This window comes from Saccharopolyspora aridisoli (assembly GCF_004348445.1).
GTDB classification, from domain to species: Bacteria; Actinomycetota; Actinomycetes; order Mycobacteriales; family Pseudonocardiaceae; genus Saccharopolyspora; species Saccharopolyspora aridisoli.
Window position 1 is genome coordinate 1 of sequence record NZ_SMKV01000078.1, and the last position, 913, is coordinate 913.

Annotated in this window: 1 protein-coding gene; it reads right to left on the reverse strand. The window is 65.9% G+C overall.

What is annotated here, in order from left to right:
* Positions 1 to 842 (reverse strand): IS481 family transposase (locus E1161_RS26910; RefSeq protein WP_235875332.1); only part of this gene is annotated, 842 nt, incomplete at its 3' end.
* Positions 843 to 913 lie beyond the last annotated feature (71 nt).

The following is a 913-nucleotide window of genomic DNA, read 5'->3' on the forward strand; positions in this document are numbered from 1 at the left end:
TCGGCGAGGGTGCGGTGGAATCGTTCGATTTTGCCGTTGGTTTGGGGCCGGTAGGGCCGGGTGCGTTTGTGGGTGATGCCGAGCTCGCGACAGGTGTCACGCCAGGCGTGGGAGCGGTAGCACGCGCCGTTGTCGGACAGGACTCGTTCGACGGTGACGCCGTGTTCGGCGAACCACGCGACAGCGCCGTGCAGCACATCGATCGCGGTGGTCGCTTTCTCGTCGGTGCGGATTTCGGCGTAGGCAACCCGGGAATGATCGTCGATGACGGTGTGCAGGTAGGCGGTGCCCAGCCGCGGTGCGTGGTGACGGTCTCGCTCGCCGGTGCGGTGGGCTGTGGCGGCCCGGTTGCGTTTTCCCTGGTGCCGTCCGAGGTAGCGCCAGCCGCCGCCGTCGGGGATGTTGCCGAACTTGGTGACGTCGACGTGGATCAGTGATCCGGGGTGGTCGTGTTCGTAGCGGCGCAAGGGCTCGCCGGTGACTCGGTCGATTCGTGAGAGCCGGTTGATCCGGCAGCGCACCAGGACCGCGTGCACGGTCGAGGCGGGCATGCCCACACGCCCGCTGATCTGGACAGGGCCCAGGCGGTGACGCCAGCGCAGCCCCACGATCCGCCGAACGAGCTGTTCAGGGGTCTTTCTCGGGCTGTGGTGCGGCCGGCAACTGCGATCACGCATGCCTTTGACGCCTTCGAGCCGATACCGCTGGGCCCACTTCCGTGCTGTTTTCGAAGCCACCATGAACATCTTCGCCGCATGAGTAGCCGTCCAGCCCTCCTCGACGATCAAACGAGCCAGCCGCAGCCGCGTACGAGGAGTCAGCGTGGCGTTAGGGTGGGACACGAAGGCCTCCGGTTGATGAAGCGGTTCCTAGACAGCTCCACTTCACAACCAGAGGCCTTCACCTGTCTGCA